17 protein-coding genes and 2 pseudogenes are annotated in these 19130 nt (G+C 64.6%); 14 read left to right on the top strand and 5 right to left on the bottom strand.

Going from position 1 to position 19130, the window contains the following annotated elements:
• Positions 1 to 15: 15 nt before the first annotated feature.
• From priB to dnaB, 4 genes and pseudogenes are all read left to right on the top strand, one after another.
• Positions 16 to 315, top strand: coding sequence for a primosomal replication protein N (priB, locus tag DW355_RS14455; RefSeq protein WP_131281046.1), 300 nt, complete (start codon positions 16 to 18; stop codon positions 313 to 315).
• Between the two features lie 61 nt (positions 316 to 376).
• Positions 377 to 658, top strand: coding sequence for a 30S ribosomal protein S18 (gene rpsR, locus DW355_RS14450; RefSeq protein ID WP_131281044.1), 282 nt, complete (start codon positions 377 to 379; stop codon positions 656 to 658).
• Positions 659 to 669: 11 nt separating this feature from the next.
• Positions 670 to 1122, top strand: a complete 453-nt coding sequence (gene rplI / locus DW355_RS14445) for a 50S ribosomal protein L9 (protein ID WP_131281042.1) — start codon at positions 670 to 672, stop codon at positions 1120 to 1122.
• 207 nt (positions 1123 to 1329) lie between these two features.
• A pseudogene (dnaB, locus tag DW355_RS14440) lies at positions 1330 to 2738 on the top strand (replicative DNA helicase).
• A 55-nt stretch (positions 2739 to 2793) separates the two neighbouring features.
• Here the strand turns inward: dnaB and DW355_RS14435 are convergent.
• The 3 genes and pseudogenes from DW355_RS14435 to DW355_RS14425 all read right to left on the bottom strand — a co-directional run.
• Complete coding sequence (locus DW355_RS14435; protein WP_131281040.1) at positions 2794 to 4482, bottom strand: PhoH family protein; 1689 nt, start codon at positions 4480 to 4482, stop codon at positions 2794 to 2796.
• 164 nt (positions 4483 to 4646) lie between these two features.
• Positions 4647 to 5156: a peroxiredoxin gene (locus DW355_RS14430; protein WP_131281038.1), complete on the bottom strand. Its 510-nt coding sequence runs from the start codon at positions 5154 to 5156 to the stop codon at positions 4647 to 4649.
• 259 nt (positions 5157 to 5415) lie between these two features.
• Positions 5416 to 5820 (bottom strand): annotated as a pseudogene (locus DW355_RS14425) (Mth938-like domain-containing protein); the annotation flags it as partial.
• A 97-nt stretch (positions 5821 to 5917) separates the two neighbouring features.
• Here DW355_RS14425 and DW355_RS14420 point away from each other — a divergent pair.
• From DW355_RS14420 to DW355_RS14395, 6 genes are all read left to right on the top strand, one after another.
• Positions 5918 to 7153, top strand: a complete 1236-nt coding sequence (locus tag DW355_RS14420) for a pyridoxal phosphate-dependent aminotransferase (RefSeq protein ID WP_131281036.1) — start codon at positions 5918 to 5920, stop codon at positions 7151 to 7153.
• A 43-nt stretch (positions 7154 to 7196) separates the two neighbouring features.
• Entirely contained in the window at positions 7197 to 8591 is a 1395-nt protein-coding gene (locus DW355_RS14415) for a homoserine dehydrogenase (protein ID WP_131281034.1), read from the top strand.
• Entirely contained in the window at positions 8591 to 10036 is a 1446-nt protein-coding gene (gene thrC, locus DW355_RS14410) for a threonine synthase (protein ID WP_131281032.1), read from the top strand. The genes DW355_RS14415 and thrC overlap by 1 nt, the downstream gene beginning before the upstream one ends.
• 86 nt (positions 10037 to 10122) lie before the next feature.
• A complete protein-coding gene (mobB, locus tag DW355_RS14405; protein WP_131281030.1) occupies positions 10123 to 10659 on the top strand; it encodes a molybdopterin-guanine dinucleotide biosynthesis protein B in 537 nt (178 codons plus the stop codon).
• A gap of 14 nt (positions 10660 to 10673) precedes the next feature.
• Positions 10674 to 11924: a molybdopterin molybdotransferase MoeA gene (locus DW355_RS14400; protein WP_131281028.1), complete on the top strand. Its 1251-nt coding sequence runs from the start codon at positions 10674 to 10676 to the stop codon at positions 11922 to 11924.
• A 29-nt stretch (positions 11925 to 11953) separates the two neighbouring features.
• A complete protein-coding gene (locus DW355_RS14395) occupies positions 11954 to 12220 on the top strand; it encodes a MoaD/ThiS family protein (RefSeq protein ID WP_131281026.1) in 267 nt (88 codons plus the stop codon).
• 102 nt (positions 12221 to 12322) lie between these two features.
• Here the strand turns inward: DW355_RS14395 and dapA are convergent, their stop codons facing one another.
• Positions 12323 to 13219, bottom strand: a complete 897-nt coding sequence (gene dapA / locus DW355_RS14390) for a 4-hydroxy-tetrahydrodipicolinate synthase (protein WP_131282761.1) — start codon at positions 13217 to 13219, stop codon at positions 12323 to 12325.
• Positions 13220 to 13518: 299 nt separating this feature from the next.
• Here dapA and DW355_RS14385 point away from each other — a divergent pair, with 299 nt between their 5' ends.
• Positions 13519 to 14076, top strand: coding sequence for a molybdenum cofactor biosynthesis protein MoaE (locus DW355_RS14385; protein WP_131281024.1), 558 nt, complete (start codon positions 13519 to 13521; stop codon positions 14074 to 14076).
• 50 nt (positions 14077 to 14126) lie between these two features.
• Here DW355_RS14385 and DW355_RS14380 read toward each other — a convergent pair whose 3' ends face one another.
• Positions 14127 to 15041 (bottom strand): LysR family transcriptional regulator, encoded by a 915-nt coding sequence (locus DW355_RS14380; RefSeq protein ID WP_131281022.1) that lies wholly within the window; start codon positions 15039 to 15041, stop codon positions 14127 to 14129.
• A gap of 130 nt (positions 15042 to 15171) precedes the next feature.
• Here DW355_RS14380 and DW355_RS14375 point away from each other — a divergent pair, with 130 nt between their 5' ends.
• The 3 genes from DW355_RS14375 (at position 15172) to DW355_RS14365 (ending at position 19054) form a co-directional block, all read left to right on the top strand.
• Complete coding sequence (locus DW355_RS14375) at positions 15172 to 16245, top strand: amidohydrolase family protein (protein ID WP_131281021.1); 1074 nt, start codon at positions 15172 to 15174, stop codon at positions 16243 to 16245.
• 35 nt (positions 16246 to 16280) lie between these two features.
• Positions 16281 to 17267 carry a tripartite tricarboxylate transporter substrate binding protein gene (locus DW355_RS14370; protein WP_242671183.1) on the top strand — a complete coding sequence of 329 codons (987 nt, stop codon included), beginning with the start codon at positions 16281 to 16283 and terminating at the stop codon, positions 17265 to 17267.
• A gap of 92 nt (positions 17268 to 17359) precedes the next feature.
• Positions 17360 to 19054 (top strand): FAD-dependent monooxygenase, encoded by a 1695-nt coding sequence (locus DW355_RS14365; protein ID WP_131281019.1) that lies wholly within the window; start codon positions 17360 to 17362, stop codon positions 19052 to 19054.
• Positions 19055 to 19130 lie beyond the last annotated feature (76 nt).

Genomic DNA, 19130 nt, shown 5'->3' with positions numbered 1-19130 from the left:
CGCGATTTTTCTGGAGTGAACCCCGACAACGCCAACCATCTGTCCCTGGCCGCCGTGATCGCGGAGCTTGCCGCTCTGCGCTACACCCCGGCCGGTGTACCCGCCCTGGACCTGCGGCTCGAACACGAGAGCCGCGCGCAGGAGGCAGGTCAGGATCGGGTGGTGGCCGCCAGCGTCAAGGCCGTGGCCTTTGGTGTTCTGGCAGAGCGTCTGGCCCAGCAGGCCATCGGTAGCCGGTGGAAGTTTCAAGGCTTCCTGGCTTCCCCGAGGCAGGGCAAGAGTCTGGTGTTTCACATTCAGGAGTTCGGCGCCTGAGCATGCCGCGAGCATCCGTTCCATTCAGATCCATCAACCGATTCAACAGGAAGTGCCCATCATGGCCACGTTCAAGAAATTCAACAAGGACAAGCGTCCGAAGCGCAACACCCAATCGCTGCTGTTCAAGCGCAAGCGCTTCTGCCGCTTCACCGTCGCTGGCGTCGAGGAAATCGACTACAAAGACATCGACACACTGCGTGACTTCATCGGCGAAAACGGCAAGATCATTCCGGCGCGCCTGACCGGCACCCGCGCGATCTACCAACGGCAGCTGAACACGGCCATCAAGCGCTCCCGCTTCCTGGCGCTGCTGCCCTATACCGACCAGCACAAGATCTGAGGAGTAAGAACATGCAAATCATTCTGCTCGACAAGGTCGTCAATCTCGGCAATCTCGGTGAGATCGTCAAGGTCAAGGACGGCTACGCCCGCAATTTCCTGATTCCCGCTGGCCGTGCCCGTCGCGCTACCGAAGCCGCCAAGCGAGACTTCGAAGCCCGTCGCGCCGAGCTGGAGAAGGCCGCCGCCGCCAAGCTGACCGAATCCCAGACCCTGGGCGAGAAGCTGGCCGGCACGACCATCAAGCTGACGCAAAAGGCCGGCGTGGACGGTCGCCTGTTCGGCTCCGTCACCAATCACGACATCTCCGAAGAGCTGGGCAAACAGGGTTACGCGGTCAGCAAGGCCCAAGTGCGCATGCCCGCCGGCCCGATCAAGACCGTGGGCGACAGCACGGTGAGCGTGGCGCTGCACACCGACGTGGTGGTGGAAATCAACGTATCCGTCTACGGCGAGACCGCCTGACCACCGACCAGCCGGCTGGCCTTGCAGGCCGAGCCGCCAAGCCGTTCGACCCGCGAGGGTCGGGCGGTTTTTTTTATTTCCCATCCCGTGGTTTTCCCGGGATAAGCACCTCTTATCCACAGAGGTGTCAACAGGGCTATGCACCGCTTGTTTTGACCTGCGAGCGTGCACTGCGTAGCATGTCTCCGCTCTGGAATCACACCACCCATGTCCGCCGTCCTGACCTCCGTGAATGACGATCTGCCCGCGCCTGACCGGCAAGTCGCGGTTTTGCGTGTGCCTCCGCACAGCATCGAGGCCGAGTCCAGCGTGCTGGGTGGCTTGTTGCTGGACAACGCGGCCTGGGACCGCGTGGGGGACCTGCTGAACGAAGGGGACTTTTACCGCTACGAGCACCGACTGATCTATGCGGCCATGGCAGGCTTGATCAATGCCAGCCGCCCTGCCGACGTGATCACGGTCTTCGACCACCTGCAAGGCCAGGGCAAGGCGGAGGAGACGGGTGGTTTGGCCTATCTGAACGCCTTGGCCCAGTACGTGCCGAGCGCGGGCAACATTCGCCGCTACGCGGAGATCGTGCGCGAGCGCGCCATCTTGCGCAAACTGGTGGCTGCCAGTGACGAGATCGCGGCGACGGCCTTCAATCCCCAGGGCCGCCCGGTGGCGGAAATCCTGGATGAGTCCGAGCAGAAAATCCTGAACATTGGCGAGGAAGGTTCGCGCATGAAGCGCGGCTTCATCGGCATGGACAGCCTGGTCGTGGAACTGCTGGATCGCGTGCAGGAGATGGCCGACAACCCCAGCGACATCACGGGGGTCCCTTCCGGGTTCTACGACCTGGACCGCATGACCAGTGGCCTGCAGGGGGCGACCTGATCGTGCTGGCCGCGCGTCCCAGCATGGGCAAGACCAGCCTGGCCATCAACATGGCCGAGCACATCGCGCTCCATGAAGGCCTGCCGGTGGCTGTGTTCTCGATGGAAATGGGCGCGGCTCAGTTGGCGGTGCGCGTGGTCGGCTCGATCGGCCGCATCGACCAGGGACATCTGCGCACGGGCAAGCTCACCGACGAGGAATGGCCGCGCCTGACGGAAGCCATCGAGAAGCTGCGCAACATCTCGCTCCACATCGACGAGACGGCCGGCCTGACCATTAGCGAACTACGTGCGAGTGCCCGCCGCTTGGCGCGCCAATGCGGCAAGCTCGGCCTCATCGTCGTCGACTACCTGCAGATCATGAGCGGTTCGGGCGGGAGCGAGGACAACCGCGCCACCGAGCTCGGGGAGATGTCGCGCGGACTCAAGATGCTGGCCAAGGAATTGCAGTGTCCCGTGATCGCTTTGTCCCAGTTGTCGCGCGCGGTGGAAAGCCGCACCGACAAGCGTCCGATGATGAGTGATCTGCGCGAGTCCGGCGCCATCGAGCAGGACGCGGACGTCATCATGTTCATCTACCGTGACGACTACTACAACAAGGACAGCAAGGAGCCGGGCGTGGCCGAAGTCATCATCGGCAAGCAGCGTAACGGCCCCACCGGCACGGTGAAGCTGGCCTTCCTGAAGAACCTGACGCGTTTCGAAAGCCTGGCCAGCAGCTACGGCAACGGAGACTTCTGATCCGGCACCACGGCAGGCTTCGCGTGCGCGCGAGCCGGCGCGCAGGGGCAGGCCTTCAGAGCACTTCGCTCGCGAAATCGGCCAGGCGCGAGCGTTCGCCGCGCGCCAGCGTGATATGCCCGCTGTGGGGCCAGTCCTTGAACTTGTCGACCACGAACGTCAGGCCCGAGGAGCCCTCGGTCAGGTAAGGCGTGTCGATCTGTGCCAAGTTGCCCATGCAGATGATCTTGGTGCCTGGTCCTGCCCGGGTGATGAGGGTCTTCATCTGTTTCGGAGTCAGGTTCTGCGCCTCGTCGATGATGAGGTATTTGTTCATGAACGTGCGCCCGCGCATGAAGTTCATGCTCTTGATCTTGATGCGGCTGCGGATCAGGTCCGCCGTGGCGGCGCGACCCCATTCCCCCGCGCCCGTGTCGGTCTTGGACAGCACTTCCAGGTTGTCGTCCAGCGCGCCCATCCACGGACCCATTTTCTCCTCCTCGGTTCCGGGCAGGAATCCGATGTCCTCGCCCACGCTGACGGTGGCGCGGGTGACGATGATCTCGCTGTAGCGTCGGTCGTCGAGTACCTGGGTCAAGCCTGCGGCCAGGGCCATCAAGGTCTTGCCGGTTCCCGCCGTGCCGGTGAGCGTGACGAAGTCCACCTCGGGATCCAGGAGCAGGTTCATCGCGAAGTTTTGCTCGCGGTTGCGCGTGGTGATGCCCCAGACGGCGTTCTTCAGATGGGTGTAGTCCCTCAGCGTCTTGAACACGGCGCTCTTGCCACGGATCTCAGCCACGCGCGCGTACAGACTGGGTTCCCCGGGTGCTTCGAAGTAGACGAACTGATTGATCAGCAGGCTGGGCACCAGCGGGCCTGTGATGCGGTAAAAGGTATGCTGGCCTTGTTGCCAGCTTTCCACGCTCTGGCCCTCGGTGGTCCAGAAATCGGGGGGCAGCGCCAGCATGCCGGAGTAGAGCAGGTCACCGTCGTCCAATGCCTTGTCATTCTGGTAATCGTCGGTCGCCAGGCTGAGGGCGCGAGCCTTGACCCGCATATTGATGTCCTTGGACACCAGCACCACTTCACGCGGCGCGTGAAGCTGACGCAGCGCCTCCACCACGCCGAGGATCTGGTTGTCCGCCTTGCCTTGAGGCAGGCTGGTCGGCAATTCGTAGTTGAGCGGCTGGGTCTGGAAGAACAGCTTGCCACCGGCTTCCTGGTGGCCGGTGCTGTCGAGCTTGAGGCCGGAGGCAATGTCCGCGTCCTGGGCGCCCGCAAGGGCGTCGAGCGTGCGGCTGGTCTGACGGGCGTTGCGCGCCACCTCCGTCATGCCTTTCTTGTGACCGTCCAGTTCCTCCAGCACGATCATGGGCAGGAAGATGTCGTGCTCCTCAAAGCGGAACAGGCACATGGGGTCGTGCAGCAGGACGTTGGTGTCGAGCACGAAGAGCTTGCTCGGACCGGTAGCGGTTTTGCCGCTCTTGCGCGCGCGCGGCTTGTCGCCGCTGACCACGGAGAGTACCGGGTGCGCGGGCGTCGCGGCTGTCTGGGCGGAGGGGCGCAGGGCGGTGGGCGCGGCGGCTCTGGTCGGGGTGCCGCCGCCGTCTTCAATCAGATCGCGGGCCAGCTTGCCCTCGTGCGCAACTTGATCCAGCGTCGCGGTCGTTTTTCGGTTCCCACGCGGTTTGCTGCGGGCGGGGGCGTCAAAGGCTTCGGGAGAGAGCAGGGTGGCGCGTTTGGTCGGTGCGGGAGGCAGTGGCATGGATCAGCAACAAAAAAGCCGCCCGGCTTGAAAGCCCGGACGGCTTGGTGGAGAGGACGAGTCAGATGCAATCTGCGTCAGCATGCGACCATGCTATGCAGGATTCGCGCGGATGTAAACCCTGGAGCGTTGCTACGAAGCATCAACCCGGCGCGGCGCGCAAATCAGGCCGTGGCCTCGGGACTCGCTTTTTCGGTGGCTGGCTTCTTTTTCAGCGACTTGGCGACCTTCAGCACCTCGTCCACATGACCAGGGACCTTGAGGCCGCGCCACTCCTGCTTGAGCAGGCCGTCTGGCCCGATCAGGAAGGTGCTGCGCTCGATCCCCTTGACCTTCTTGCCGTACATGATCTTGTTCTTGACCACGCCGAACATGTGGCACATTTTTTCCTCGGTGTCGGCGATCAGCTCAAAAGGCAGTTCCAGCTTGGTCTTGAAATCGTCGTGCGACTTCATGTTGTCGCGTGAAACGCCAAACACCACGGCGCCGGCCTTGACGAAATCCTTGTACTTATCGCGGAACTGCATGGCCTCGGTGGTGCAGCCCGGGGTGTTGTCCTTGGGGTAAAAATAAAGCACCAGCGTCTGACCGATGTGCGACGTATTGGTGACCTTGGTGCCGCCGGTGGCGTTGGCTTCGAATTCCGGAAGGGGTTTGTTGACAACAATCGCCATGGGTCTCTTACTCTTGTCGTGTGTGACAGCAAATGTCGTTGGCGGAGGCCGGAAGGGGCCATCAAGCGAAGGCTCGCCGCGTGCGACGAGTGCGGCATGAATGGCCTCGGATAGCCCGGCTCGAAGGCGTTATTTTACTCCGAAACCGCGACGATCGGGCCCCCGACGGGGTATTGCAGGCCCGGCGCCCGCTCTGGCGTGTGCGAATGTGCGCAAGTAAGGGTGGCGCCGGCTCAACTCGCCGTGCCAACGGGGGGGCGGGGGTTTCCAGCAGCAGCGCGGCCACGACATGCCGCCCTTCACCCGCGAGGATGTTGTAGGTGCGGCAGGCCGCCGCGGTATCCATGGTTTCCACGCCGATGCGCAGATCCGCCAGTGCCCGAAGCCAGGGCGGTCGCGGAAAGCGCAGGCGCGAGCCACTGCCGAACAAGATCAGCTCGGGGCGGCCCGCTTCGGTCTGGGCCAGCCAAGCGAAATGCGCTGCTTGCAGGTCATCGAAATGCCCGATTTCCGTGGGATCGTTCCATTCCCGGCACAGTCCACGCGAACCGAGCACCAGGCTGTGGGTGTAGCGCGTCATCTGGCCGCCGGATTCCACGGAGATCCAGCCCGGGCCATGGCCGCGGATGGTTTGCGTGGTGGACGAATCGGCGTGAAGTTTCATGGGCGCGGCGACTTTCGCTGCCGAAAGCCAGGGGGAACTGTGGTCAAATTATAGGTTTCGTCTCGCCATTTTCCTCTTCAAGGTCATTCTCGCAGCCATGAGTCCACGTCTTCACCGGAAGTCGGCCAAGTTGGCCAATGTGCTCTACGACGTTCGCGGCCCCATCGTGGACGCGGCCAGGCAGATGGAGGACGAGGGCCAGAAGATCATCAAGCTGAACATCGGCAACCTCGCGCCTTTCGGTTTCGACGCACCCGAGGAAATCCAGCAGGACATGATCCGCAACCTGCCCAATTCGGCAGGCTACTCGGACAGCAAGGGCATTTTCGCCGCGCGCAAGGCGGTGATGCACTACACGCAGCAACAAGGCATCGCTGGGGTGACGCTGGACGACATCTACCTGGGCAATGGCGCGAGCGACCTCATCACCATGGCGACCAACGCGCTACTGGACGACGGTGATGAACTGCTGGTGCCCGCGCCCGATTACCCGCTGTGGACGGCGGTGGCCAGCCTCTCCGGCGGCAAGCCCGTGCACTATCTTTGCGACGAGGCCAACGGCTGGATGCCCAATCTGGACGACATCCGCCGCAAGATCACGCCCAGGACCAAGGGCCTGGTCGTGATCAACCCGAACAACCCCACGGGCGCGCTCTACAGCGTGGAGTTGCTCAAGGGCTTGGTGCAGATCGCGCGCGAGCATGGTCTCGTGCTGATGGCCGACGAGGTGTATGACAAGGTGCTCTACGACGGCGTGTCGCACACGGCCTTGGCCAGCCTGTCCACGGACGTGCTGACCCTGACCTTCAATTCCCTGTCCAAGGCTTATCGCGCTTGTGGCTACCGCGCGGGCTGGATGGTGGTCTCGGGCGACAAGGCGGCGGCCAAGGACTACATCGAAGGCCTGAACATGTTGGCCAACATCAAGTTGGGTTCCAACGTGCCCGGCCAGTACGCCATCCAGACCGCGTTGGGAGGCTACCAGAGCATCCAGGATCTGGTGAAGGAGGGCGGACGCCTGCGCCGCCAGCGTGACCTGGCCCATGAATTGATCACCGCGATTCCCGGCGTCAGCTGCGTCAAGCCCAAGGCCGCGCTCTACATGTTCCCCAAGCTCGACCCGGTGTTGTACCCCATCGATGACGACCGCCAGTTCTTCATGGAGGTGCTGCGCGCCACGCGCGTGATGCTGGTGCAGGGCTCGGGCTTCAACTACCCGGACAACCAGCACTTCCGCATCGTCTTCCTGCCGCACGAGGACGACCTGCGCGAGGCCATCGGCCGCCTGGCGAAGTTCCTCGACGACTGGCGCCGTCGTCACGGCACGGCCTGAAGTGCCTCGTGGCGCATCTTCCTTTTCGATTTCACGGGTTCACATGAAAGTTATCCAAGTAGGTCTGCTGGGCATCGGCACGGTGGGTGCCGGTGTGTTCCAGGTGCTGCAGCGCAACCAGGAGGAGATCCAGCGCCGCGCGGGCACGGCCATCGAGATCCGTGCCGTGGCGGCGCGCAATCTGGCGCGCGCCCAGTCCATCGTGGCGGCCACACCGGCCGGCGCACATGTGAAGGTCACGGCGGATGCGCGCGAGATCATCCGCGATCCCGAGATCGACATCGTGGTCGAACTCATCGGTGGGTACGACACGGCCCGGACCCTGGTGCTGGAGGCGATTGCGGCCGGCAAGCATGTCGTCACGGCCAACAAGGCCCTGCTGGCCGTGCATGGCGCGGAGATCTTCGCCGCGGCCCGTGCCCAGGGCGTGATCGTGGCCTTCGAGGCCGCGGTCGCCGGGGGCATCCCCATCATCAAGGCCCTGCGCGAAGGTCTGACGGCCAACCGCATCCAGTGGATCGCCGGCATCATCAACGGCACGACCAACTTCATCCTCTCCGAGATGCGCGACAAGGGCTTGGACTTTGACGTGGTGCTGCAGGAGGCGCAGCGCCTGGGGTACGCCGAGGCCGACCCGACCTTTGACATCGAGGGCATCGACGCCGCGCACAAGGCCACCATCATGGCGGCCATCGCCTATGGCATTCCCGTCCAGTTCGACAAGGCCTACACCGAAGGCATTACCCAGCTCGCGGCGCAAGACATCCGTTACGCCGAGCAATTGGGCTACCGCATCAAGCTGCTGGGTATCAGCAAGCGCACGGCGCACCGTGATGCGTCCGGCAAGCCTGTGGGTGGCGTCGAGCTGCGTGTGCACCCGACCCTGATTCCCGCCAAGCGCCTGATCGCCAACGTCGAGGGGGCGATGAATGCGGTGGTGGTCAACGGCGATGCCGTGGGCACCACGCTCTACTACGGCAAGGGCGCCGGAGCCGAACCCACGGCCAGCGCGGTGGTGGCCGACCTGGTCGATATCGTGCGGCTGCACGCTGCCGACCCACAGCATCACGTGCCTTACCTGGCCTTCCAGCACGACGCCCTGAGCAACCTGCCCGTGCTGCCCATGAGCGAAGTCGTGACCAGTTATTACCTGCGCCTGCGCGTGGCCGATCAAGCGGGGGTGTTGGCCCAGGTGACGCGCATCCTGGCCGACGCGGACATCAGCATCGACGCCTTGCTGCAGCGTGAAGCCGACGAGGTCAACGGCGCCACGCCAGGCTTGAACGGGGAGGGCACGCAGGCCGTGCCGCAGACCGATCTGATCATGCTCACGCACGAGGCACGGGAGGGCACGATGAACGATGTGCTCGCCAAGCTGCAGGCTTTGCCGACCGTGCTGGCGCCCATCGTGCGCATCCGCAAGGAGGAGCTGACCTGATGAAGTACCTGAGCACGCGCGGGGAAGCCGCGAACAAGCGCTTCTGCGACATCCTGCTCGAAGGCTTGGCGCCCGATGGCGGCCTGTACCTTCCCGAGATTTATCCGCGGGTGGATGTGGCCACCCTGGCGCGGTGGCGCGACCTCTACCACCGCAGCCCCCAGGGCTACGCCGACCTGGCGTTCGAGATCCTGGCGCTCTACATCGACGACATTCCCGCCGAAGACCTGCGCGCGATTTGCCGCAAGACCTATACCGTCGAAGTTTTCGGCACCGGCGAAATCGTGCCGTTGCGCCACGTCGAGGACGGCCTGTGGCTCGAGGCCCTGTCCAATGGGCCCACGCTGGCCTTCAAGGACATGGCCATGCAGCTCTTGGGCAACCTGTTCGAGTACGAACTCGCGCGCCGGAACGGAGGGCGGGGCGAGCAACTGAACATCCTGGGCGCGACCAGCGGTGACACGGGCAGCGCGGCCGAGTACGCCATGCGAGGCAAGAAGGGCGTGAACGTGTTCATGACCAGCCCGCATGGGCGCATGAGCCCCTTCCAGCAGGCCCAGATGTTCAGTCTGCAGGACGCGAATATCCACAACCTGGCCATCCAGGGCGTCTTCGACGATTGCCAGGACATCGTCAAAGCCGTCAGCAACGACCTGGATTTCAAGCGCAAGTACAAGATCGGCACGGTCAATTCAATCAACTGGGCGCGGCTGCTGGCCCAGGTGGTGTACTACTTCGCCGGCTACTTCCAGGCCTCGAAAAATGAGTCGGATCCGGTGAGCTTCACTGTGCCCAGCGGCAACTTCGGCAACGTCTGTGCGGGCCATGTGGCGCGCATGATGGGCCTGCCGATCGCCAAGTTGGTGGTAGCCACCAACGAAAACGACGTGCTCGACGAATTCTTCCGCACCGGCGTTTACCGCGTGCGCGGCAGTGCCGACACGCATGAAACGTCCAGCCCGTCGATGGACATTTCCAAGGCGTCCAACTTCGAGCGCTTCATCTTCGACTTGCTGGGACGCGATGGGGCGAAGACCCGGGCCTTGTTCGGCGAGCAATTGAGCCGGGTGGGTGTCTTCGATCTGAGCAAGGACGCCGCTTTCCCCGCAGCGACAACGAAGTACGGTTTCGTCAGCGGCAAGAGCAGCCATGCCGATCGTCTGCGCACCATCCGCGACAGCTGGGAGCAACATGGGCTGATGATCGACCCGCACACGGCCGATGGTCTCAAGGTCGCGCAGGCGAACCGTGTGGTCGGCCAGCCCATGATCGTGCTGGAGACGGCCCTGCCCATCAAGTTCGCCGACACCATCGTCGAAGCCCTCGGACGTGAACCGGAGCGTCCGGCCAAGTTCGCGGGCATCGAACAGTTGCCCAAACGCGTGACGGTGCTGGACAAGGACGTGCAGGCTGTCAAGGACTACATCGTCCGGCATGTGGCCTGACGACCTGGTCATGGCCTGGCGGGGGCGTGAGCGCCGTCGCCGCGACAGGATGCATTGAGTATGTTGGACACCCAGGGCTTCGTGGCATGAACGTGGTCGGTTTCGCGGGCTACTCCGGCGCGGGCAAGACCACGCTGGTGGAGCAGTTGATTCCCGCGTTCAAGGCGCACGGCCTGCGTGTGTCTGTCATCAAGCATGCGCACCATCGCTTTGACGTCGATCATCCGGGCAAGGACAGTTGGCGGCATCGCCAGGCCGGCGCCTTCGAGGTGCTGGTGGCTTCCGACCGACGCCTGGCCCTGCTGCGCGAATACGAGCGCGAGCATGAGCCCCAGGTGCACCACCTGCTGGCGGAGTTGAGCCCGGTGGTGGATTGGGTGCTGGTGGAGGGTTTCCGTCACAGCGACCTGCCCAAGATCGAAGTGTGGCGCGCCGATGCCGCGCAGCCTGTCTGTTATCCGGACGACCCGTATGTCGTGGCCATCGCGACGGACGAGGCCAGCCGTCTGCCCGTGCCCACGGGCCTGGACCGGTTGAACCTGAACGCACCCGAAGCCGTGCGGGACTGGCTGCTCTCACAGGGCAATCGCTTCGAGTACCTGGCTGAGACCTACCTCGGCTGAAAGACAATACCGGGATGAACACTGCCCGCCCGCCCCTCAAGACCCTGGACGCGGCCCTGGCCGAATTGCTCGCGCAGGTCCTGCCTCTGCCCGAGCTGGAAGACCTGGACACCTTCGAGGCGGACGGCCGCGTGTTGGCGCGTGATCTGGTGTCCGAGCTGAACGTGCCGCCACGCGACAACAGCGCCATGGACGGTTACGCCGTGCGCTGCGCCGATGTGGTGGCGGCCGGTGCCACGCTGCGTGTTGGCCAACGCATCCCCGCCGGTGCCGTGGCCGACCAGCCATTGGTCCCGGGCGAAGCCGCGCGCATCTTCACCGGGGCGCAACTGCCGCCGGGCGCAGATGCCGTTGTGATGCAGGAGGACTGCGTGTCCCTGGACGATGGACGGGCGCGGGTCAACGTCCTGCCCCGGCCGGGCCAGAACGTCCGCCGCGCGGGCGAGGACGTGCGCCTGGGCGCCACCGTGCTGTCGCGGGGCACGCGCCTGAATCCCGCCGCGCTGGGCCTGGCGGCCAGCATAGGCCTGGACCGCCTGCCGGTGGCGCGGCGCCCGCGTGTGGCGCTGTTTTCCACCGGCGACGAACTCGTCATGCCGGGCACGGTGGCACCCGCGCAACTGCCGCCGGGCGCGATCTACAACTCCAACCGCTTTTTCCTGCGCACGCTGCTGCAGCGCCTGGGTTGTGTGGTGACGGACTACGGCATCGTGCCCGACCAGCGGGAGGCCACTCTCAACGCCTTGCGCCAGGCCGCCGAGGGCCATGACCTCATCCTCAGCAGCGGCGGCGTGTCCGTGGGCGAGGAAGACCATGTGAAGCCGGCCGTGCAGACCCTGGGCACGCTGGACCTGTGGCAGATCGCCATCAAGCCCGGCAAGCCTTTCGCCTACGGCAAGCTGCGCACGGCGCGAAGCCAGGCGCACTTCATCGGCCTGCCGGGCAACCCTGTGTCGAGCTATGTGACCTTTCTGCTGCTGGTGCGGCCTTTCCTGCTGCGACTGCAGGGGCTGCCTGAGCAGGCCCTGGCGCCGGTCGCGGTCACCTTGCCTGCGCATTTCGAATGGACGCGTGCCGAGAAGCGGCGTGAGTTTTTGCGTGCACGCCGCAACGCGGCGGGCGGCGTGGACTTGCACCCGCAGCAGGGCTCGGGCGTGTTGAACTCAGTGGCCTGGGGCGATGGATTGGTGGACAACCCGCCCGAGCGGCGCATTGCCCGGGGCGACCCAGTGCGCTTCATCGCCTTCTCGGAGTTCATGGTCTGAGGCTGTCGCCGCAAGGGCAAGAGGAAGTCATGAAAGTCAGGATCAAGTATTTCGCCTCCATCCGCGAGGCCCTGGGCGTGGCCGAAGAGGGCGTGGACACCCGTGCGACCACGGTGGGCGGTTTGCGCGACGAACTGATCGCGCGCGGTGGTGCGCATGCCCTGGCCTTGGCCCGATCCCAGGACGGGAAAAGCCGCGCCGTGCGCGTGGCGCTGGACCAGCGCATGAGCGCCGAGAACGGCGACTTGCGCGAGGGTTGCGAGGTGGCCTTCTTCCCGCCAGTGACGGGCGGTTGAGCCTGGCCTTGGGGCGCCTCATCGCCTCAGGGCGAGATCGCTCCTTGCTCCGAGGCGTCCTGAACGCTTGAGGGCCATCCATCCTCTGGCCTTGGCGTTTGTTCAGAGTTCAAGCGCGGTCCCCATCCACACCTGCAGCCGTTCGCGCAGCGCGGGAGTCACCGAGGTCATGGGCGCACGCAACTCCTCGCGCAAGTACCCTTGCCCGGCCAGTACCGCCTTCAGTGGGCCGGGGTTGGGTTGCGCGAACAGGGTCTGGATCAGCGGCACCAAGCGCAGCCACTCGGCGCGTGCCTCGTCCAGTCGACCCTGCGCGATCTGGTTGATCAGTGCCGCGAAGCACGCTGTCCGCAGGTGGGCGCTGGCCGTGATGCCACCCACGCCGCCCTGGGCCAAGGTGGCGTAGAGCTGCAGGTCCTCGCCCGCGAGTACGTCGAGTCGACCATCGGCAATCAGGGCCAGCGTCTTGCCCGCGTCACCGCCGCAGTCCTTGATCGCCTGGATGTTGGGATGCGCGGCCAGTGTCAGCAGGGTGTCCGTTCCGATGTGCGCGCCCGTGCGGTAGGGGATGTCGTAGACGATCAGCGGCGCTGTACTGCTGTCGGCCAGCGCATGGAACCAGTCCAGCAGCCCGGCTTGCGCAGGCCGCACATACAGCGGCGCGGGTGTGAGCAGTCCTACCAGCGGGCGAGATGCCAGCTGACGTACCCAGTTGCGCAGCTTGGGCAGGTGGTAGCCGCTCACGCCCATGATGACGGGCAGGCCCTGGGCCGCCTCCAGCACGGCATCGAGCACGGCCAATTGTTCGTCGGCGTCGAGTGCCGCGGCTTCGCCCGTGGACCCGCAGGCCACGAAGCCGCGCACGCCTTGTCTGCGCAGGTGGTCGATCAGCTGGCCCAGGGCGGGCAGGTCAAGCGCACCATCGCGAAATGGCGTCACCAGGGGGATCCAGAGGCCGGCATAGCGCTTCGGGCTGGAGAGAGAGGCGCCGCTGGGCAGGGTTCCGATGCCGTGATGGGCGTCGGCGCGGGTGGGGGACGTGGAAGTGAGCACGCGTGTTCCTTACAAGCGACCGGTCGAATGACCGTCGTCGAAATCGCGCGAAATGCCGGGGAGTGCAGGAGGGCGGTTCCGTCGCGCATCCGACGACGGAACCGCAGCTCCGGTCAGATGAGCTGGGGTTTGGCTTTATTGTCCACGCCGGCCACGCGCACGGGCCGGCCCAGGAGGGCGGCTTGCGGAAGCAGGATGCAAGGCATGGACATGCGCGCCAGTATAGCGATGCCACAATCCGATCCATGACAGCAGCGCGTGTTTCCATCCAGACCGACGACTTCAATGTGGCCGCCGAAATCGCGGCCTTGCGCGCGCGCGACGCCCGCGTGGGCGCGGTCTGCAGCTTCATCGGGACGGTGCGCGACAGGAACAGTGTCCCCACGCCCGGAACGGGTGTGTCTACGCTGCCCCCTGAGGGGGCTCTCGCGCCTTGGGGCGGCCCGGCGGCGCTCGGTGCTGCGGCTGTCAGCGCGATGGAGCTGGAGCATTACCCCGGCATGACCGAGCAGGCCATCGAAGGCATGATCGACGAGGCGCTGCAGCGCTTTGACATTTATGCTGCCCGCGTGATCCACCGCGTGGGTTTGCTTCAGCCCCTGGACCAGATCGTGCTGGTCGCCGTCACTTCCGCACACCGTGGGCAGAGCTTTCAGGCCTGTGAGTTCCTGATGGACTACCTCAAGACCCAGGCACCGTTCTGGAAGAAAGAAACCACGCCCCAAGGCGCCCACTGGGTGGATGCGCGCGTGAGCGACGACGAGGCCCTGGCGCGCTGGGGCATTTCGGTGCGCAATGCGTGATCTGTCTGTCGCGCTTGAAGCATGCCGGCGCCCAAGGCAGACCTCGCGACTCAAGCGCCAGCGGCCGTTGGTCGGGTCCAGGGCGGTGTCTCTCCCAACTGCTGCCGCAGCCACAGCAGCAGGGCCTGGATGCGGGGCAGATCGATGCGGTTGACGGGCACCAGCGCTTTCAGCCAAAGCCCGGGCAGTCGCATGTCGGGCAGCACTTCCTGCAAGTCCCCGCTGCGCAGATCCGGTTCGACCAGGTAATCGGCCAGCAAGGCAATGCCCTGACCCGCGCGCGCGGCCGCGTGCAGGGCCATGCCGTCGTTGCTGCGCAACTTGGGTCGCACCTCCACGCCGACCAGGCCCTGGGGGCCCTGCAGTTCCCAGCGGGTGCCGGTCGTGGCCAGCACCAGGCAATCGTGGGCCAAGAGATCGGCGGGACTGTCGGGCCACCCCCTGCGCGCCAGATAGGCGGGCGCGGCGCAGAGGTAGCGGCGGATGGGGCTCAGCGGCAGGTCCTGCACCTGGCCGTAGGACTCGGGCCGCGCACCGATGGCCAAGTCAAACCCTTCCTCCATGGGATTTACTGAACGATCGGCCAGCACCACTTCCATGCTGATGCGGGGCTGTTCCTGCAAGAAGCGGTTGAGCAGGTCGCCCAGGTAAAGCACGCCCAGTGTGGTCGGGATCTTGACGCGGATGTGCCCTTCCAGTTCGCCGTCAGCCCGGGCCATGCCATTGAGCGTGTCGTCCATCTGCCGCACCAGATGGCGCAGTTCGGGCAGGTAGCGTTCGCCTACATCGGTGAGCGTGAGCTTGCGCGTCGAACGGATGAAGAGTGGGGCGCGGATACGCCACTCCAATTGGTCGATGCGTTTGGCGATCACCGAGGGCGCCAGCCCCGCGCGGCGCGCGGCTTCGGAGAAGCTGCCGGTTTCGGCCACGGCGACGAAGGTTTGCAGATTGACCAGGGTGTCCATGAGTCGGATGCTGTTTCCCTTATTTAACTCGATTTGGAAAAGGTGTTGCCTTGAATTTACGTATTGTTGTTCTTTCCGTGCTTAATTAGCATGCGCTCATCCTGACCATCCCAGAATCATGGAGACCCGCATGGAACTGAAAATGCCCGATCTGGGGCAGCCACACGCGCCGCAAAAGGTGCCTTATCTGCGCATCGCCACGGAGGAGGCTTGGGCACCGCGGGATATGCTGGACCTCTACCGCAAGTTGTTCGAGCGCGGTGATGTGGATCCGGGCTTCCATGGCCTGATGGGTTTCTACATGAGCAGCCCCAGCGAGCGGGCTCAGCACATCATGCGTTGCCTGGTCGATCTGGATGAACTGCGCCTGCAGCACATGGACGCGGCCGGCGTGGACAAGGCGGTGGTCGCGATCACCTCGCCGGGCGTGCAGGTGATGGACCGTGCCACCGCCGTGTCCTTCGCGCGCACAGCCAACGATGAACTGGCCGAGGCGGTACGCCGCCATCCCACGCGCTTGGCGGGCATGATCGCCATTGCCCCGCAGGACCCGGTGGCCGCGGCCAAGGAAATCGAACGCGGCGTGACCCGCCTGGGCATGAATGCCGTCATCATCAACTCGCACACCCAGGGCGAGTACCTGTCCGACGCCAAGTTCTGGGACATCTTCGCCGCAGCCGAAGCCCATGACGCGCCGATCTACTTGCACCCGAATGCGTTGCCGCCGGGCATGCTGCCTTATTTCCAGGAGGCGGGCCTGGACGGCGCGATCTACGGTTTCGGCGTCGAGACCGGTCTGCACGCGCTGCGCATCATCACGGCGGGCGTGTTCGATCGCTTTCCGAAGTTGCGCATGATCCTCGGCCACATGGGCGAGGCCCTGCCGTTCTGGGCGTACCGGCTGGACTACATGCACCAGGCCACCGTCAGGTCCAAGCGCTATGAGAGTGTCAAGCCGCTGGCCAAACGGCCCAGCGACTACCTGCGCGAGAACTTCTACATCACCAACAGCGGCGTAGCCTGGGAGCACGCGATCAAGTTCACCCAGGCCTTCATGGGCGTGGATCGTGTGATGTACGCCATGGACTATCCCTACCAGTACGCCGTGGACGAGGTCAACCTGCTCGATGCCATGGACCTGCCACTCGAGCACAAGCGTCAATTTTTCCAGAGCAATGCCGAGGCAGTGTTCAAACTGGCATGAAGCAAATTCCACCAATGACACATGGAGACATCGACATGAAAAACACGGGACGAACCGGCGCACTGTTCATGCTGGGAGCCGCTCTGCTGGCAACTGCCTTGTGGGCAGGCGCCGCGCTGGCGCAGACCTGGCCGGCCCAGCCGATCAAGATCATCGTGCCATTCACGCCGGGCACCGGCATGGACACCATCGCACGCACCGTGGCCCCGCTTCTGGGTGAGCGCCTGGGCAAGCCCGTGGTGGTGCAAAACACCCCCGGCGCCAGCGGCAACATTGGCGCCGATCAGGTGGCCAAGGCCGCGGCCGATGGCTACACCCTGCTGATGGGCGCCAACACCATGCTGATCGCCTCGCAGCTCTACAAGAATGTGCCCTTCAACCCGGTCAATGATTTCGCGCCCGTGTCCATGACGGCCTGGGGCACGTTGATGCTGGTGGCCAGTCCCAAGAGCGGCATCAAAACCCTGGAAGAACTGATCACCCGCGCCAAGGCCAAGCCGGGCGCCATCAGCTATGGCTCCCCGGGCGTCGGTACGCCGCACCACATGGCCATGGAACTCTTCAACACCCAGACCCACCTGTCGATGCTGCACGTGCCCTACAAAGGCACTGCGGGCTACACCACCGATCTGCTGTCAGGCGAGATCAATGTCGGCTTCCTGCCCGTGCACATCGCGGCCGGTTTCGTCAACAGTGGCAAGCTGCAGGCCCTGGCGGTCGGCAGCGCCAAGCGGCACCCGGTGGCCGAGAACGTGCCGACCATTGGTGAGCTCGGCGTCAAGGGCGTGGAGGTGGACATGTGGTACGCCCTGTCCGCGCCGGCCAAGACCCCGGTCGCCATCGTGAATCGGATCAACAGCGAGCTCGTGGCCATCATGAAGCTGCCCGAAGTGCGCGAGACGCTGGGCAAGGCGGGCCTGGACGCCGCCTGGTCCGCGCCCAAGGAACTGGGTGACATCGTCGTCAAGGACTACGCCCGTTGGGGCGAGGTGATCCGGCGCAACGGCATCACAGCCGACTGAGACAGCCAGAACACCCATCCGAAAACACCGTTTCCAATCACGCGCGCCATGGTGAAACCTGGCGCGTGGTGAAACACGCCACGACCACTGACATGCAAGCAGAAAAGAATTCATCCACCCAAAGCCTTTCAACCCAGGTTGCCATCGTCGGCGGCGGCCCGGTGGGCATGGGCTTGGCCATCGAGTTGGGACAGCGCGGTATCCACTGCGTGTTGATCGAACGCTACCGCGAGCCGCAGCCCATCCCCAAGGGGCAGAACCTGACGCAGCGCACGATGGAGCACTTCCATTTCTGGGGCGCGGAGCCGGCCCTGCGTGCCGCGCGCACGATCCCGCCGGACTACGGCATCGGCGGTCTGACGGCCTACGGTTCCCTGCTCGGGCCCTACCACTACGACTGGATGCAGCGCGAGCTCGTGCGTCCTTACTACTACAAGGCCAACGAGCGCCTGCCTCAGTATGCGACCGAGGCCGTCTTGCGTGCCCGCGTGGCGCAACTGCCGACAATACAGGTCCGCTACGGCTGGCGCGTGGACCAAGTGAAGCCTGGGCCGGATGCCGTGGAGGTGATCGCGGTGGCGCATGAGGATGCTGCTGAAGCCAGCGGGGCGCGGCAACTGACCATACACGCTGACTACATGGTGGGCTGTGACGGCAGCCGTTCGCTGGTGCGCGCGCAGGCAGGCATCACGCAGACGCTTTCGGATCACGATCGCATGATGGTTCTGCTGGTCTTCCGCTCACATCAACTGCACGAGTTGCTCAAGCGTTACCCCGGCAAGTCGTATTACAACGTCCTGCAGCCGGAGCTGGATGGATACTGGAAGTTCTTTGGCCGTGTCGACTTGGGTGAGACCTGGTTCTTCCATGCCCCCGTTCCGCCCGGAACGACGCGCGACAACTTCGATTTCCGTGCCTACCTGCACCAGGCCGTGGGCGCGGAGTTTGACGTCGAATTTCAGCACGTCGGCTTCTGGGACCTGCGTTTCGCCATCGCGGACAGCTATCGTTCCGGTCGTGTCTTCGTCGCGGGTGACGCGGCACACAGTCACCCGCCCTATGGCGGTTATGGCGTCAATACCGGTTTCGAGGACGCACGCAACCTGGGCTGGAAGCTGGCTGCCGCGCTACAGGGCTGGGGTGGCAAGGCCTTGCTCGACTCCTATGACCAGGAGCGTCGTCCGGTGTTCGAGTCCACCGCGCGCGACTTCATCGCCAAGTCCATCGAAACCGACCGACAGTTCTTGCGCACCTTCGACCCCGAACGGGATCGCGCCGCCTTCGAGCAGGCCTGGCAAGGCCGCAGCGCGTTTGCCGTGGGCGAGGTGCATGCCTTCGAGCCGAACTACGAAGGCTCGCCCATCGTGGACGAGCCGGGCTCCGTGAGCCAGGCCCGGACGCAAGGGGGCAGCGCCATCGGAACGCACACCTTCCAAGCCCGCGCCGGGCACCATCTCGCGCCCGCGCAGCTGTCTGCCCGGCACCAGAATCGCAATGTGTACGAAACGCTGGGGTCAGGTTTCACTCTGCTGGCTTTCGGCGCGGCGGCGGACAAGGTTCAGGCCTTGAAGCAGACGGCCCAGGCCATGGGCTTGCCGCTGACCGTGGTGGAAGATGCTGCGCAAGGTGAATGCCAGCGTTATGAAGCGAGCCTGATTCTGGTGCGACCCGATCATTTCGTCGCGTGGTCTGACACGGCGGCGCAGGGACAGGCTTGGGCGCAGGCGCAAGCGGTGCTGCGGCAGGCCTGCGGCCTGGACGTGCTGGAGACGGTTGGAAACACTTGAGTTGCGGTGGCATGCACTGCCAGTGATACGCTTCTTTGCAAACCGGGGAGGGCTGCGAAACGGCCCTCTGTAGAAG

The organism is Hylemonella gracilis (assembly GCF_004328645.1).
In the GTDB taxonomy this organism is placed as follows: Bacteria; Pseudomonadota; Gammaproteobacteria; order Burkholderiales; family Burkholderiaceae_C; genus Hylemonella; species Hylemonella gracilis_B.
The sequence above is the reverse complement of the archived record's forward strand: the minus strand, read 5'-3'. Positions and strand labels throughout refer to the sequence as shown.